The sequence below is a fragment of the Verrucosispora sp. TAA-831 genome, from assembly GCF_050780145.1.
Classification (GTDB): Bacteria; Actinomycetota; Actinomycetes; order Mycobacteriales; family Micromonosporaceae; genus Micromonospora.
Map to the genome: position 1 here is coordinate 6,668,045 of NZ_CP192240.1, position 15,228 is coordinate 6,683,272.

14 protein-coding genes and 1 tRNA gene are annotated in these 15,228 nt (G+C 71.7%); 8 read left to right on the top strand and 7 right to left on the bottom strand.

The features are described from left to right. The first annotated feature begins 4 nt into the window (after positions 1 to 4). Positions 5 to 1,126, top strand: coding sequence for a globin domain-containing protein (locus ACQVFL_RS29645; protein WP_431728110.1), 1,122 nt, complete (start codon positions 5 to 7; stop codon positions 1,124 to 1,126). Between the two features lie 226 nt (positions 1,127 to 1,352). On the opposite strand, the gene ACQVFL_RS29650 is transcribed toward ACQVFL_RS29645, so the two are convergent. Continuing rightward, positions 1,353 to 2,867, bottom strand: coding sequence for a peptide deformylase (locus ACQVFL_RS29650; RefSeq protein WP_431728111.1), 1,515 nt, complete (start codon positions 2,865 to 2,867; stop codon positions 1,353 to 1,355). A gap of 277 nt (positions 2,868 to 3,144) precedes the next feature. On the opposite strand from ACQVFL_RS29650, the gene ACQVFL_RS29655 reads away from it, so the two are divergent. Further along, positions 3,145 to 3,927, top strand: coding sequence for a hypothetical protein (locus ACQVFL_RS29655; protein ID WP_431729910.1), 783 nt, complete (start codon positions 3,145 to 3,147; stop codon positions 3,925 to 3,927). A gap of 4 nt (positions 3,928 to 3,931) precedes the next feature. Here ACQVFL_RS29655 and ACQVFL_RS29660 read toward each other — a convergent pair whose 3' ends face one another. Then, on the bottom strand, positions 3,932 to 5,758 hold the full coding sequence (locus tag ACQVFL_RS29660) for a hypothetical protein (RefSeq protein ID WP_431728112.1): 1,827 nt from the start codon (positions 5,756 to 5,758) through the stop codon (positions 3,932 to 3,934). A gap of 210 nt (positions 5,759 to 5,968) precedes the next feature. Here ACQVFL_RS29660 and ACQVFL_RS29665 point away from each other — a divergent pair, with 210 nt between their 5' ends. Beyond that, positions 5,969 to 6,679: a class I SAM-dependent methyltransferase gene (locus ACQVFL_RS29665; protein ID WP_396743467.1), complete on the top strand. Its 711-nt coding sequence runs from the start codon at positions 5,969 to 5,971 to the stop codon at positions 6,677 to 6,679. 145 nt (positions 6,680 to 6,824) lie between these two features. On the opposite strand, the gene ACQVFL_RS29670 is transcribed toward ACQVFL_RS29665, so the two are convergent. Continuing rightward, a complete protein-coding gene (locus tag ACQVFL_RS29670) occupies positions 6,825 to 7,358 on the bottom strand; it encodes a YbhB/YbcL family Raf kinase inhibitor-like protein (protein ID WP_396697323.1) in 534 nt (177 codons plus the stop codon). 150 nt (positions 7,359 to 7,508) lie between these two features. Between ACQVFL_RS29670 and ACQVFL_RS29675 the strand changes: the two genes are divergently transcribed. Next, positions 7,509 to 7,667 carry a hypothetical protein gene (locus tag ACQVFL_RS29675; protein WP_396697325.1) on the top strand — a complete coding sequence of 53 codons (159 nt, stop codon included), beginning with the start codon at positions 7,509 to 7,511 and terminating at the stop codon, positions 7,665 to 7,667. Between the two features lie 285 nt (positions 7,668 to 7,952). On the opposite strand, the gene ACQVFL_RS29680 is transcribed toward ACQVFL_RS29675, so the two are convergent. Continuing rightward, a tRNA-Ser gene (locus tag ACQVFL_RS29680) sits at positions 7,953 to 8,039 on the bottom strand. A gap of 365 nt (positions 8,040 to 8,404) precedes the next feature. On the opposite strand from ACQVFL_RS29680, the gene ACQVFL_RS29685 reads away from it, so the two are divergent. Then, positions 8,405 to 9,382 (top strand): NAD(P)H-quinone oxidoreductase, encoded by a 978-nt coding sequence (locus ACQVFL_RS29685; RefSeq protein ID WP_431728113.1) that lies wholly within the window; start codon positions 8,405 to 8,407, stop codon positions 9,380 to 9,382. Here ACQVFL_RS29685 and soxR read toward each other — a convergent pair. Continuing rightward, a complete protein-coding gene (gene soxR, locus ACQVFL_RS29690) occupies positions 9,379 to 9,861 on the bottom strand; it encodes a redox-sensitive transcriptional activator SoxR (RefSeq protein WP_396697329.1) in 483 nt (160 codons plus the stop codon). The genes ACQVFL_RS29685 and soxR overlap by 4 nt on opposite strands. A gap of 46 nt (positions 9,862 to 9,907) precedes the next feature. On the opposite strand from soxR, the gene ACQVFL_RS29695 reads away from it, so the two are divergent. Both ACQVFL_RS29695 and ACQVFL_RS29700 read left to right on the top strand, forming a co-directional pair. After that, positions 9,908 to 10,633: a transketolase gene (locus ACQVFL_RS29695; RefSeq protein WP_396697331.1), complete on the top strand. Its 726-nt coding sequence runs from the start codon at positions 9,908 to 9,910 to the stop codon at positions 10,631 to 10,633. 2 nt (positions 10,634 to 10,635) lie between these two features. Beyond that, positions 10,636 to 11,526, top strand: a complete 891-nt coding sequence (locus ACQVFL_RS29700; RefSeq protein WP_396697333.1) for a transketolase family protein — start codon at positions 10,636 to 10,638, stop codon at positions 11,524 to 11,526. Between the two features lie 36 nt (positions 11,527 to 11,562). Here ACQVFL_RS29700 and ACQVFL_RS29705 read toward each other — a convergent pair whose 3' ends face one another. Continuing rightward, entirely contained in the window at positions 11,563 to 12,270 is a 708-nt protein-coding gene (locus ACQVFL_RS29705) for a glycosyltransferase family 2 protein (protein ID WP_396697512.1), read from the bottom strand. A gap of 125 nt (positions 12,271 to 12,395) precedes the next feature. Between ACQVFL_RS29705 and ACQVFL_RS29710 the strand changes: the two genes are divergently transcribed. Then, complete coding sequence (locus ACQVFL_RS29710) at positions 12,396 to 14,597, top strand: hypothetical protein (RefSeq protein WP_431728114.1); 2,202 nt, start codon at positions 12,396 to 12,398, stop codon at positions 14,595 to 14,597. Positions 14,598 to 14,634: 37 nt separating this feature from the next. Here ACQVFL_RS29710 and ACQVFL_RS29715 read toward each other — a convergent pair whose 3' ends face one another. Beyond that, positions 14,635 to 15,147 (bottom strand): hypothetical protein, encoded by a 513-nt coding sequence (locus ACQVFL_RS29715; RefSeq protein WP_396697337.1) that lies wholly within the window; start codon positions 15,145 to 15,147, stop codon positions 14,635 to 14,637. Positions 15,148 to 15,228 lie beyond the last annotated feature (81 nt).

Here is a 15,228-nt window from a genome sequence, read left to right on the forward strand (position 1 = left end):
TCCGGTGGACAACTTCGCGCGGCTGCTGAAGGAGAGCTGGAGCCTGGTCGAGGAGGACCGGGTCCGGTTGACCGACCACTTCTACGCGCGGCTCTTCCTCCTCGACCCGGAGCTGCGCAAGCTGTTCCCGGTGCAGATGTCCGGGCAGGGTGACCGGCTTCTCGAAGCGATCATCACGGCGATCCACACCGTCGACGACCCGGAGGGGTTCGACGAGTTCCTGCGGGCGCTGGGCCGGGACCACCGCAAGTACCACGTCGAGACGACGCACTACGAGACAATGGGCGTCGCGTTGCTGGACGCCCTGCGCAGCACCGCCGGGGACGGATGGAATCTGGAGTACGACCAGGCGTGGCGGGACGCGTACGCGGCGATCGCGGAGAAAATGCTGGCCGGGGCGGCGGCGGACGACAACCCGCCGTTCTGGCACGCGGAGGTGTTGACCCATCAGCGGTACGGCTCGGACACCGCCGTCTTCACCTGCCGAGCCCTGCAAACTCCCCTGGTCTGGAAGGCCGGCCAGTACGTCAGTGTCGAGGCACCTCGGCACCATCCCCGCGTGTGGCGGACGTACTCGGTGGCGAACGCCCCGAACGACGAGAACGTGCTGGAGTTCCACGTGCGTACGCCGACGGAGGCCGCCGGCTGGGTCTCGGGTGCCCTGGTCCGTCGGATCAAGCCAGGTGACCTGCTGCGGGTGGCCGCGCCGATGGGGTCGATGACGCTGGACCGCGCGTCGGAGCGGGACATCCTCTGTGTCGCCGGCGGGGTCGGGCTGGCCCCGATCAAGGCCCTGGTGGAGGAGTTGGCCGGTCACAACCGGTCGCGCTGGGTGCACGTCTTCTACGGCGCCCGCACCGAGGCTGACCTGTACGGTCTCGACCTGTTGCGGGAACTGGTGGCGGCCCATCCGTGGCTGTCGGTGACCCCGGCGTGCAGCGACGACCCGGACTTCGACGGCGAGCAGGGCGACATCTCCGAAGTGGTGGCCCGGTACGGGCCGTGGACCGCGCACGACTGCTACGTCTCCGGCTCCGCCTCGATGGTCCGGTCGACGTTGCGGGTGCTCGCCGCCGACGACGTCCCGCCACAACAGACCCGGTACGACACCTTCGGCAACCTGTAGAGCTTTTCTCCCCCCGAGCCGGGGCGCGTGCCCCTGCCCCCTGGGGCACGCGCCCCGGTCCCCCTGATCGGGCGGACCGGCACCGCCCACGCCACCCGCGCCCGTCCGGCCGTCGTTCCCACCCGGGCGGGCGCGGTGGCGCCAACCCGCTAACCCGTGACCGAGGGATTATGAGTCCCTCGCGCACAACCGGGCGCGGTGGCGCCAACCGTGACGGCGGCAGGGGTCAGTAGCGCCAGGGGTTGCCGGTCTCCCGGTACTCCTCGATCGGCACCAGCGGCACGCCGGGTGCCATCCGGTCGACGTACAGCCGGCCCTCCAGGTGGTCGATCTCGTGCGCGACCAGGCGGGCCATGCCGAACTCGAACGAGGTGATCACCCGTCCGCCGTCGAACTGCGCGTGCTCGACGTCGATCCGCAGGGCGCGGGGCACCAGCCCCCGGTGGTCGAAGAAGGAGAGGCAGCCCTCGTACTGCTCGTCGGTGTCCGGCGCGGCCTCGACCACCCGGGGGTTGAGCAGCACGACGGGCTCGGCCGTGCGGTCGGGCGGACGTACCACGGCCACCGCCCGCCCGATGTCGAGTTGCGGTGCGGCGACGCCGACTCCCTTGGTGAACGGGTGGATCTCGTCCAGCCGGGCCACCGCGGTGACCAGCCGGTCGACGATCTCGCGGGCGGAGTGTTCCTCGCGGGGCAGGTCGAACGGTCGGGCCGGCTGCCGCAGCAGGTCGGCGCCGCGTTGCACGATGCCGAGTCCCCGCATCCGGTCGGACGGTCGGACCCGGCCGCCCTCGGGCTCGCTCTCCGGCTCGGCGCGGAAGCGCCACTGCATCCGGTAGCGGGCGTTCAGCGGCGGCTCGTCGGTCGCCCAGTCGAAGATCGCCCGGTCGTCCTCGTCGCGCCGGGTCACCGCCGTGCGCAGTGGCCCCTCCTCCGCCGAGAGCGAGGTCTCCGCGCCCCAGACCTGCGGGTCCAGCGCCGCCGGCAGATCGAGGCGTACGGCGAGGTGCCGGGTCGGTACGCGGACCGCCCGTTGGAACCAGGGACCCCACTTGTCCCGCCCGACGGTGTACGCGTACTCGATGGTGGCCCGGCGGCCCGGATAGAGCGGGAAGCGCCGGTCGGCGTTCTCGAACAGCAGCCAGATCTCCTTGAAGGCGTCCCGGTCGTGTTTGGCCCGCCAGTGCATGGCCTCCCGTTCGCCGGACTCCTCCCGGTAGGCGCTCAGTTGCAGCTCGGCGAAGGTCAGCGGGTGTTCCCGGTGGTGCCGGTTGGACCGTCCGGGGTCGTTCGGGTAGCGGTCGACGGCGATCCGGACCAGGTAGCGGGTGACCGGTTCGGTGCCGGCGTTGTACAGCTCCCGGCGGATGACGCAGTGGTAGGAGTCGTCGGTGTGCGTGAGGACCGCGGTCTCGCGTTCGACGATGAGTCCGGTGCCCGGCGGCATCCACTGGCCGGGGAGGGCGGGTTCCCGGTGGTAGCGCTCGGCTCGGGCGTGACGCAGGTCGTCGTACTCCCGGAACCGCTGCCAGATCGCGCCGCTGGCCTCCAGGACGGCCTCGGCGCGCCGGGCGAAGTCCTCGGTGGGCCGGTGCCGCCGCCCTTCCACGTGGCTGACGTACGACGGGTCGAAGCCCATCAGGATGGCGAGTTGTTTCTTGGACAGCCCCCGCTCCGTCCGGTGCCGTGCGAGTTCGGCGGCGAACGAGTCGGCAGCCCGATCGAGCGGTGAGGTCGTCATCAGCTTCCTCGTGGCCGGGTGCATCAAGTTTCACGTTGCGTTGCCGATCACGCACACAACTGGCACCTTGTCGACAGGACCCTTGACCGCTGAGCGTTTTCTACCGATACTGCCCCGAGTCTCCGGTACGGCACTCTGCGTGACCACCGGCCGTAGAGTGATCCGAACCTCTCGCCATTTCGCTCTTCCCGGTTCCCCAGGCAACGAAAGTGTGGTTAGGCTAGCCTTAGTTTGGCCAGTGGGGTCTCGGACGGGGGTGGAACAGGTGACAGCCGTGCTGCCCGTCCACGCCGCCTCGGCCGCACCGCTGGCCCCGGTCACCGCGACCCTGCGGGCGATGTTCGGCACCGACGTGCTGCCCGGCCTGGCCGCCGGGCTGGTCGTGCCGGACGAGGCGGGTTGGGCCCCGGCGACGACGCTGACCAGCGGCGCCCAGGTGCCCGAGCTGCTCGACTCGGCCGTCCGCCTCTGGGGCGGTACTCCGCACGCCTCCGCCGCGGTCGCCTGGAAGGCGTACAGCTACTGGGCGGCACTGCCGGTGGTGCTCGGTTGGGCCGTCGCCCGCCGGGTGCCGCTGCTCGACGCCGACGCCGCCCTCGTCCACTTCGCCGACCCGCGCACCCTGATCACACTGGGCCTGCGCCGGTCCACCCCGATCGCGGTCCTGCCCAACGACCCGCTGGCCGTCTCCGGGCTGCCCCAGGTCCGGGTGCTGGCCGACGACCAGGCCCTGCTGACCGCGCTGCGCGGCACACTGATGGACGCGCACCTGTCGCCGATGATCGCCGCCATCCAGGGCGAGGTCCGGATCGGCACGCGTACGCTGCTCGGCTCGGTGGCCTCCGGTATCGCGCACGGGGTGCTGCGGGCCGCCGACAGCCTGCCCGGCTCGGCGGTCGAGGCGGTGGACACCCTGCTCGGCGCGCTCGACCTGGCCGACCTGGTGGAGCTGGTGCCGGGACGCAACGGCGAGCCGACCGTGCAGCGCCGCACCTGCTGCCTGGCCTTCACGCTGCCCTCACCGAAGGTCTGCCAGGGCTGCTGCATCCGCAGTTCCTGAGCGGTCAGTCCCCGACCAGCGGCCGGACGTCCCAGAGCCACACCCCGCCGGTGTACGTGGGCTCCACGCCGGTCAGTTCGGTCATCCCGGTACGCAACGCCTCGGCCTGCTCGTGCGGGCCGAGGACGACCGCGCCGGCCCGCCAGTACCGCAGGTCCTCGACCGCCTCCTGCCGGTCCCGCGCGGTGATCGGCGGCACCTCGCCGGTCCGCCGGATCGTGCCGAAGAAGGTGCTGGTGGGACGCGGCGATGCGGTGAACAGCGCGATCCGGTCCCGGCCGGGCCGGGTGTCCGGCCCGAGGAAGTAGCCACGGGCGATCGGCATCTGCAAGCGTGTCTGCGCGGACCAGCGCAGCGGTTCGGCGTACTCGGTGTCGGGCAACGGCAGGGTCACCAGGCTGCGCCCGCCGGCCAGGTAGGGACGCCAGGCCCCGGAGGTGACGAACTCCGGGGTCGGTTCGAGGCGCTTGGTCGGCAGTGGGGTGGGCAGCACCGGCACCAGGGCCATCGCCAGCACGGTCGCCGTGCCGAACCGGATCTGCCGACGCCGGTCGGGGTGCCGGATGGCGACCTGCCGGACCTGTTCGGCAGCGTAGGCGAGCAGCAGCCCGACGATCGGTGTGATCGCCAGCGACCAGCGGGTGGGCACCACGGAGTGCAGCACCGGCAGGTCCTCCAGCACGGCCCAGGGGCCGGGTATCCCGGTGCCCCGGCCGTCGAAGCGGACCTCCCGCCCGAGCGAGAGCACCGCGAAGACCAGCCCCAGCCCGGCCAACGCGATCACCACCGGATTGCGCCGCAGCCACCACACCACCGCCGCCACCAGGATCACCAGCGGCCACCCGAAGAAGGCGTTCTCCTCGGTGGGGTTCTTGACCAGCCGGGCCGCGCTGAGCGCGTCCCCGCCCACCGACTCCCGGGCGTAGGTGAAGAACGAGGCCAGGTCGGTGGAGTAGCCCCGGATCAGCCAGGACAGGCCGTTGTATGCGCCGGGCCCGAAGAACTGGACGTAGAGCGGGTACGCCAGCAGCACGAGCGCGACCGCGGCGGCGACACCGAGTCCGGCGAGGAAGGGACGGGTCCGGGCGCGCAGGTCGGGTCGGGCGATCGCCAGCGCCACCACGACCACGCCGACACCGATCGCGGCCATCAGCAGGATCTCCAGGTTCAGGAACGCCTGCCAGACGATCACCAGGGCGAGCAGGACGCCGTTGCGCAGCCAGCGACCGGGTTCGGCGAGCCGCACGGTACGCCAGACGATCAGCGGCACCACGAACTGCGAGACGATGTTCGGGTGCGCGTTGGCGTGCGAGACCATCGCCGGGGCGTACGCGCAGAAGGCGGCACCCAACCAGGCCGGGCCGCGCGAGCCGACGAGGACCCGGGAGAGCACGAAGTACCAGGCCGTGGCCGTGGCGATCATCCCGAGCGTGAGGAAGAGCAGAAACGACGTACGGGTGCCGAACAGTAGCGTCACCGGCGTCATCGGCAGTGAAACGGATAAAACGGAAGTATTCGCCATTAGATTGACGGACTCCGGCACGTTCATCCGATCCGAGGAGAACGGGTACGCGAATTCGGTGACCACTCGCGCACCGTGCGCCATCATCCACTGAAATTGGGCCATATCGGTCTGATTGTCGCGAATACCGTCGGCCGGGTTGAGCCACATCCGCGCGGTGATCCAGAAGCCGAGCACCGCGAAGCTCACCACGGCGGCGACATCCTTCCACCGCCCTGAGCTGGGCCGATGACCATCTTCCGGCGGCCCGGCCAGCACCCCCGGCGCCTCGGACTCGTCGGCGGAGCGGCCCGATTCAGGAGTAGTCATGGTAATTCGGAGCGTAGTCGGCGTACCGGGCCACCGTGCGGCCTTCGAGCCACTGGCGTAACATCTCCCGAGTTCGCTGACCACCACCGATCGTGCAGCTACCCGACCGTAATTCGGCCACCGCGGGCCCCGATATTCCCGCCCTCCAGGCGGATGGTTCACTCAGTCGGTCCTGGCGCGGGGTCGAGTCGTATCGTGAGGAATCGACGCATGGCAGAAATCACTGGGGATCAGCGCGTGCAGTCCGAGGTTCTGGAGGGCCTCGCCACCGCGGTCAACCACCGACGTTGGTTCGTCGAGCTGGCCGTGCCCTACCTGGGCGACAACCCGATCGAGATCGGCAGCGGGCTCGGCGACTACGCCCTTGAGTGGGCCGAGCACTTTCCCCGGTTCACGGCCACCGAGGCCGACCCGGACCGGTTGGTCGCGCTCAAGGAGCGCCTGGCCGACCAGCCCTCCATCGAGGTGCGCCAGATGTTGCTGCCCAACACGGAGCGGGGCGACTACAGCGCGGCGGTGTCGTACAACGTGCTGGAGCACATCGAGGACCACGTGGAGGCGCTGCGCACGATGGGCCAACTGGTCCGCCCCGGCGGAGCGGTGGTCATCATCGTCCCGGCGTTCCAGTTCGCGATGAGCCCGGCCGACATCGCCACCGGCCACGTGCGCCGCTACACCAAGAAGACGCTCTCCGCCGCGATGACCGAGGCCGGTCTGCGGGTGGAGAAGATCCACTACGCGAACGCGCTCGGCCTGATCGGCTACTTCATGGCCACCAAGGTCTTCCGGCTGATGCCGAAGGAGGGCCCGATGGTGAAGGTCTACGACACCCTCGTCCTCCCCGCCACCAAGGCCGCCGAGCAGGTCGCCCGCCCACCCTTCGGCCAGTCCGTCTTCGCCGTAGCCCGCACCCCCGCCTAACGCCCCCTCCCCCCGGGCGGCCCACCACCCACCCACCGCCGCCCACCCGCCGCCCGCTCGCCGCGTTGATCAAGAAGTTTGTGCCACTCCCAGTCGGGATCGATGGCGAAAAGCTCTTGATCAACGCGGCTTGCCAGCGGGTGAGTCAGGGGGTGATTTGGTAGGTGGGGCGGATGGTGGCCCGGGCGAGGGTGTGGAAGGCCAGGTTGAAGCCGACGTAGGCCGGGGTGGCGTCCGGCGTGAGGTCCAGGCGCTCCACGTCCAGGGCGTGCACCGCGAAGACGTACCGGTGCGGCCGGTCACCGGCCGGCGGCGCGGCACCGCCGAACCCCTGCGCGCCGTAGTCGTTGCGGACGCTGAACGCGCCCCGCAGGTCGCCCTCGGCGACACCACGCGGCAACTCGGTCACGTCGGCCGGGAGATTGACCAGCACCCAGTGCCAGAACCCGCTGCCGGTCGGCGCGTCCGGATCGAAACAGGTGACCACGAAGCCCTTGGTCTCCGCCGGGAAACCCGACCAGGCCAGGTGCGGCGACACGTTGCCCCCACCGGTGCTGTCGTGGGCGTGCGCCGCGTCCATCGGCTCACCGTTGTGCACGTCGTCGCTGGTCAGCGTGAACGAGGCGACGGTCGGCAGCAGCTCGTACGGGTCCGGGGCGATGGGGCGTTCCAGGGTCATCGACACAGGTCCTTCCGGTGGAAGTGGTGTTCTGCGTCCCCCTTCATACCCTGTCGCGCGGCGCCAACCGGGAAAACGCGAGGTGTCCGCCGTAACCGAAGGCCGCTCACCCGGGTTGTCAGCCTGGCACCCATCGAGCTAGGGAGATCCGTGGCCGGCATCTGGCGCGACTTCGTCACCGCAGCCGTCGACGCCGTACGTGACCGCGACGACGAGCAGCCCCGACCCGACGAGCGCCGCCGGGCCCTGGACCGCCTCGCCACCCAGAAGATCCGCGAGAACCAGCAGGTACGCCCACCGCAGCGCTGAGGCAGCGACCATCTCGCCGCCTCGCCGCCACCGCCGTCCACTCCCGCTCCCACACCGCCACCCGCCTCAACCTCGCCCCGCCCACCTCGCCCCGCCCCCACCCCGCCCCGCCTCGCCCCGCCGATCATGGAGTCGTGGCGAAGTCGAAGTGGGGCATCAGCCACTATTCGCGTGCCACAAGTCCATGATCGCGGCGGGCATGCCCATGGTGCGGCGTGGGGGGGGGGGGTGCCCCGGGGGGCGTGTGGGGCGCGTGGACGGGTGCGGGTGCGCGTGGCAGGTGAGCGGAGGGTGTGGGATTCGAACCCACGAAGACATCGCTGCCTTACCGGTTTTCAAGACCAGCGCCATCGGCCACTAGGCGAACCCTCCCGGTGCCACGCACGGCGCGGCCGTGCATAGTCTGCCACGTCCGGCGGATCGGCGATGGGGTGAGCCACCCGACCCGGGATGAGCGTCGCGGCGGGCGGTCGGGTGCCTCCACAGTGTCCGGGTCGGCACGTTTTCCGCCGGTCCGAGACGCGGCCGGAGCGTGTCTGCGCGGCGCCGGGGCGGGCCGGGGCGGGGCGGGCCGGGCCGGGGCGGGGCGGGCCGGGGCGGGCCGGGGCGGGGCCGGGGCGGGCCGGGGCCGGGGCGGGGCGGGGGCCGTGCCAGGGTATGTCGGCGCGGAGCCGGGCCAGGGCATGTCGGCGCGGGGCCGGGCGTGGAACGGCGGGATGATCGGGTAAGACTGGGCCATGCGCGCGATCGTGATTGCCGAGCCCGGTGGGCCGGAGGTGCTGAGCTGGGACGAGGTGCCCGATCCGGAGCCGGGGCCGGACGAGGTGATCGTCGACGTGCGGGCCACTGCGGTGAACCGGGCGGATCTGCTGCAACGGCAGGGGCACTATCCGCCGCCGCCGGGCGCGCCCGCGTACCCGGGACTGGAATGTTCGGGTGTGGTGAGCGCCACCGGTGCGGACGTCTCCGGGTGGCGGGTCGGTGACGAGGTCTGTGCGTTGCTGGCCGGCGGCGGGTACGCGGAGCGGGTGGCCGTGCCGGCGGGGCAGTTGCTGCCGGTGCCGGCGGGGGTGGACCTGGTCGACGCTGCCGCGCTGCCCGAGGTGGCGTGCACGGTCTGGTCGAACGTGGTCCAGGTGGCCCGGCTGTCGGCGGGCGAGACGTTGTTGGTGCACGGTGGTGGCAGCGGCATCGGCACGTTCGCGATTCAGCTCGGTACCGCGCTCGGTGCCAGGGTGGTGGCGACCGCGCGGGCGGCCAAGCATCCCCGGTTGCGTGAGCTGGGTGCGGTGCACCTGGTCGACTACCGGGAGCAGGATTTCGTGGAGGAGGTCCGGCGGGTCACCGACGGGCGGGGCGCGGACGTCGTACTCGACATCATGGGCGCGTCCTACCTCGGCCGGAACGTGGCCGCGCTGGCTCCGGACGGGCGGCTGGTGGTGATCGGGATGCAGGGTGGCCGCAAGGCCGAGCTGGACCTGGGCGCGCTGCTGGCCAAGCGCGGCACGGTGGCGGCCACCGCGCTGCGGGCCCGTCCGCTGGACCAGAAGGCCGCCATCGTGCAGGGGGTACGCGACGAGGTCTGGCCGTTGGTGGAGGCGGCGCGGGTCCGCCCGGTCGTGGACCGGCGGCTGCCGATCAGGGAGGTGGCGCAGGCGCACCGGCTGGTCGAGTCGAACGAGCACCTCGGCAAGGTGCTGCTCACCGTCGGCTAGCTGCTCACCGCGCTGGGCGGCAGCGACGTCTGACAGGCCGGGGTGTTCGGCAGCGTCAGTCGGGGGCCGGGGCCCTCTGCGCCGAGCCGGTCGTCGAGGTTGTTGAGTGCGCAGCGCTGGAGTGACAGGCACCCACAGCCGACGCAACCGTCGAGATCGTCGCGGAGCTTGGCGAGCAGCCTGATCTTCTGGTCCAGCCGGTCCCGCCACGCGGCGGAGAGCTGCGTCCAGTCCTCGGCGGTGGGCGTACGGGAGGCCGGCAGCGAGTCGAGTGCGGCCCGGATCTCGTCCAGCGAGATGCCGACCTGCTGCGAGATCCGGATGAACGCGACCCGGCGTAGCTCGCCTCGGTGGTAGCGGCGCTGGTTGCCGCCGGTGCGGTCGGCCCGGATCAGTCCCATCCGCTCGTAGTAGCGCAGCGCCGACTGTGCCACGCCGCTGCGGTCGGCGAGCTGACCGATGGTGAGGGCTTCCTGCATCACACCGCCTTGAGTTGAACCTGACTTCAACTTGCAGGGTATCCGCATGACTACTCTCGCCACCACAGCCCGGGTCGCCGAGGCCGCCGCGCCGCTCGACGGCCGGTCGCCGGTCGCCCCGCTGCTGGAGCGGATCCGTGCCGGCCGCGTGTTCGGTGCCAACGTCCACTCGACCGTCGACGTGCTCTGGGTGCTCTACGACCGGATCCTCCGGATCACCCCGGACACCGTCGACGACCCGGCTCGTGATCGTTTCCTGCTCTCCAAGGGACACGCGGTCGCCGGCTACTACGCGGTGCTCGCCGCCAAGGGGTTCGTGCCGCTCGACTGGCTGGACGACCAGGGCGGGCCGGACAGCCGGCTCGGCGACCACCCGGACCGGACGCTGGTCCCCGGCGTCGAGATCGGCTCCGGTTCGCTCGGGCACGGTCTCGGGCTGGCCGTCGGAACCGCGCTCGGGCTACGCGCCCAGGGACTGCTCGACACTCGGGTGTACGCCCTGCTCGGTGACGCCGAGCTGGACGAGGGCTCCAACCACGAGGCGATCGCGTACGCGGGCGCGACCGGCCTGCCGAACCTGACCGCGATCGTGGTCGACAACTCCTCCGCCACCCACGGCTGGCCCGGTGGCGTGGCCACCCGGTTCACGGTGAACGGGTGGACCGCCGCCACGGTCGACGGACGGGACCACGACGCGCTGCACACCGCCCTGACCGGGCACCACGGACACCGGCCGCACGTCGTCGTCGCGGTCGTCGAGAGCGGGGAGTAGCCATGCGGGACAGCTTCATCGAGACCACCACGCACCTGCTGGCCGAGGATCCGCGGACCGCGCTGGTGCTCGCCGACATCTCCGCCGACGCGTTCGCCCCGGCCGCCCGAAGGCACCCCGACCGGGTGCTCAACGTCGGCATCCGGGAGCAGTTGATGCTCGGGGTGGCCGGCGGGCTGGCGCTGACCGGGTTACGGCCGATCGTGCACAGCTACGCACCGTTCCTGGTGGAGCGGGCGTACGAGCAGATCAAGCTCGACCTCGACCACCAGGCGGCACACGCGGTGCTGGTCAGCGTGGGTGCGTCGTACGACCGGGCGGCGGCCGGACGTACCCACCTGAGCCCGGCCGACGTGGCGCTGTTCGACACCCTGTCCGGCTGGACGGTGCACGTGCCGGGGCACCCGGCCGAGGTGCCCGGTCTGCTGCGCGCCACGGTCGCCGGGGACGCCTCGGCGTACCTGCGGTTGTCGACGCTGCACAACGCGCGGCCGTACGGCGGTGACGGCGAGCTGGTGGTGGTGCGCGACGCGGGACCGGGCGCGCCGCTGCTGGTCGCGGTCGGCCCGGTGTTGGACGCGGCGGTGGCAGCCGCAGCGGACCTGCCGGTCACGGTGGCGTACACGCATCGCCCGCGCCCGTTCGACACCGCCGGTCTGCGGGCGCTCGCCGGGACCGAGGTGATCCTGGTCGAGCCCTACCTGGCGGGCACCTCGACCCGGGTGGTCACGGCGGCACTGGCGGACCGACCGCACCGGCTCCTCGCACTCGGCGTGGGACGCGACGAGCTGCGCCGGTACGGCTCGGCCGACGACCACACCCGTTGGCACGGATTGGACGTGGCGGGCCTGCACCGGGAGGTGACCGCATTCCTCGCCCCGGCTCTGGTCTGAGAGCCGCCCGCCGTCGTCCTCGCCCCGATCGCCGCGTCAGGCGGCGGGGCCGCTCCCGGAACGGCGGCGGGTGCGCTCGCGACCGAGGATCCAGATCGCCTCGACGCCGTCCCGCCAGGTGATCTTCTTGCCCTCCTCGCGGCCCCGGGCCCGGTAGCTGATCGGCACCTCGTACGGCCGGATCCGGCGACGCAACAGCTTGCCGGTCACCTCGGCCTCCATGCCGAAACCCCGGGACCGCACGTCCAGCGAGCGGTAGAGCTCCACCGGCATCAGCTTGAAGCAGGTCTCCAGGTCGCCGATGTAGGAGTTGAACAGCACGTTGGCCGCCATGGTGACGCCCTTGTTGCCCATCACGTACCAGAAGCTGTAGGCACTGTGGCTGCCGAAGGTCCGATTGCCGTAGACCACGGTCGCCCGGCCGTCGAGCACCGGGGCGAGCAGCTTGGGGATGTCCTGCGGGTCGTACTCCAGGTCCGCGTCGAGGATGACCATGTACTCACCCTCGGCGTTGGCGACCGCCGTCCGGATGGCCGCGCCCTTGCCGGCGTTGCGCTGGTGGGTGATCACGCGCAGACGCGCGTCGTCGGCCCGGTCCAGGACCTCACCGGTGCCGTCACGGCTGCCGTCATCGACCACCACGAGTTCGATCTCGCACGGGTACTCGACCGCCAGCGCCTGCTTGAGGGCATCCGCGATGCGTTCTTCCTCGTTGTAGACCGGCATGAGGATCGACAGCTTCACGGGAATCTCCACGAGGGCGGCAGTGTGTCGGCCATAGCGTAGCCCCGGCAGGTCGGTCCTGTGGTGGCGACCGCCTCAGGAGATCGACCGTCGGGCACTCAGGCCGATGGTGTTTACTTCCGGCCATGTCGGCCGCCGGCTTCCCGTTCGTCCTCGCCCCCGTCGTCGCCGTCGTCGCGCTGACGGTGGCACTGCGGCCACGGTCCGTGCGTGACACCGCGCCACGGCGGCTGACGGTGATCCGAGCGAGTCTCGCCGTCGGCGCCTTCGCGGTGCTGACCGTCGAGGTGCTCGGTGCACTGGGGATGTTGACCGCGCCCGCGTTCGCAGTGGCGTGGCTCCTCTTCCTCGCCGCTGCCGGTTTCGCCGCACGGCGACGCGTGGCGACCAGCCGGACCCGGGAGGCCGCACGTGCCACCTCCGACGCGGTGTCGGTCGGTGGCCGTCCCGCCACGACGTCCTCGGCGGGTGTCCTCGCCGGAGCGTCGGACACCCCGGCCGCCGTCGGTACGGTCACCACCGTCGAACCCACCACGTCCGGCCCGCAGGACCGCCCGGCGGAGCCCGGCTGGCGCGCGTCAATCACCGACTTCTGGCGTACGGCGAGTCGCGGTGAACGGCTGCTGGCCGGGGTGGTCGTCGGGCTGGTCCTGGTCGAGCTGCTGATCGCCCTGCTCTCCGCGCCGAACAACTTCGACTCGCAGACCTATCACCTGCCCAAGGTGGAGCGTTGGGTGGCGCAGGGCGACCTGTCGCTCTGGGCCACCGCGATCCACCGGCAGGTCACCATCCCGCCGGGTGCCGAGTACCTGCTGCTGCACCTGCGCCTGTTCACCGGCGGCGACGCGCTCCACCACCTGGTGCAGTGGGCCGCCGGGGTGCTCTGCCTGATCGCGGTCGCCCGGGTGACCGCGCAGCTCGGCGGCGCCCGACGGGCCCAGTTGCTCACCGTCTTCGTGCTGGCCACCACGCCGATGGTGACGCTCCAGGCGACCAGCACCCAGACCGACCTGGTCTGCGCCGCCTGGGTGGTGTGCGCGGCCACGGTCGCCCTGGACGGGCTGCGTCACCGCGCCGGATTCGGCGAACTGCTCGCGCTCGGGGCGGCCACCGGACTGACCGCCGTGACCAAGACCAGCGGCCTGCTCGCGGTCGGCCCGCTGCTGGTGCTCTGGGGACTGGGTCAGCTCCGGCTGGCGTACCTGGACCGGCCGGGCGCGGAGCGTCGGCTCCCGGCCGCCCCGACCGCCCGGACGGTCGGCGCCTCGGCGCTGATCCTGCTGGTCGCCGCCGCCGTGGTCGGCCCGTTCCTGGGCCGAGTGTACGTCGAGTTCGGCCACCCGCTCGGGCCGGAGCGGCTGCGCGAGTCGGTGCCGATGGAGCGGCACGACCCGCTGTCGGTGGTGGTGAACGCGCTCCGCATCGGACACACCGCGCTGGACACCCCGCTGGCCCCGCTCCGGAACGCCTCCGCCGCGGCGATCGTCGGCGTGGCCGGTCTGCTCGGCGTGGACCCGCAGGACCGGGCGATCACGTTCGGGCGGGAGGTCTTCCCGGTGCCGTCCTGGTATCCGGACGAGGACCGGGTGGCCTTCCCGCTGGCCGGTGCGCTGGTGCTGATCGGTGCCGTGGCGGCACTGCGTCGTCCGGCCCGGGTCAGCCCGGAGACGGCCGGTGCGCTGCGCGCGTACGCACTGGTGGTGGTGGTCGCGGTGGTGCTGCACACCGCGATGATCAAATGGCAGCCCTGGGGCAACCGGTTGATCCTCTACGCCCTGGCCGCCTCGGTGCCGTTGGCCGGGCTCTGGCTCGACGCCGTGCTGCGCCGGTCGAGCCGGAACGCCGGTGCCGGCCGGAGTGCCCGGCGGCCGATCGCCGCGACGCTCACGGTGACGGTGCTGGCCACCTGCGCGCTGGCCGGCGTGCTCGCGGTGTCGTACGGCTTCCCGCGCCGACTCGTCGGCGAAGGCTCGGTATTCACCACGTCGGACTGGGAGAGCCGCTTCCTGCGACGACCGCAGTGGGCGGAGGAGTACCGCTGGGCGGCCGACGCGGTGCGTGCCGCCGACGCCCAGCGGATCGGTCTGTCCCAGCGCAACGACGACTGGGAGTACCCGTGGTGGCTGCTGCTGCGGGACGCCGACGGCGGGTCACCGGAGCTGTCGGCGCTCCAGTCGGTGTTGGACCACCGGCCGGCGGCCGACCCGGCGGCGATGGATGCCATCGTCTGCACCGGCAGCCGCCGACTCTGCGCGGATCTCGTGCCGCCCGGCTGGCGGTTCGAGTTCCGGGACCACGTGGGTTACGCCGTGCCGGCGGAGCGCTGAACCACCGCAGTCGCAGTGGCGTTCGGGCCGTCCTGCGTCAGCGGGCCACGGCGGGATGCAGCGTGGTCGGCCGGGTGGCGGCGGGCGTCTCGGCGACGGTGGCCACGATCCGGGGCAGCGCGCTGCGTACCCGGGTGCGGAACGCGTGGTTGAGCAGCGCGTCGAGCTGCCACACCTGCTTCGGGAACTGGGTGCGGATCAGGAACCGCTCACGGATCCCGTCGATCGCGGTGGCAGCCAACTCCACCGAGTGCAGCCGAGGGTCGGGGCTCCACGTGACGTGGCTCAGCTCGCGGAGTTCGGCGTTGAGGTGCAGTCGCAGGCGGTGCAGCACCGGCGTCTGCCGGGTCACCACCAGCCGTCGATGGGTGAGTAGGAGGAGGTAGTCCCCGGACATCGGCCGATCGGGTCGGCTGCACCGGGTGACCAGGATGGTGGCGTCGCCGGAGCCCACACAGCGACGGAACACCGGCATGTGTCGCGTGGCGGTCTGCACCGCCAGGCCGGCCTCGGAGGCGGCCGGGAGGAACGTTCGGGAGAAGACGTCCATGACCTGCCCAACGACGATGTTCGCTGGGTGACGTGGCTCACCGACATGCTTTTTGCAAATTCCACGTTACGTCTTGCAACC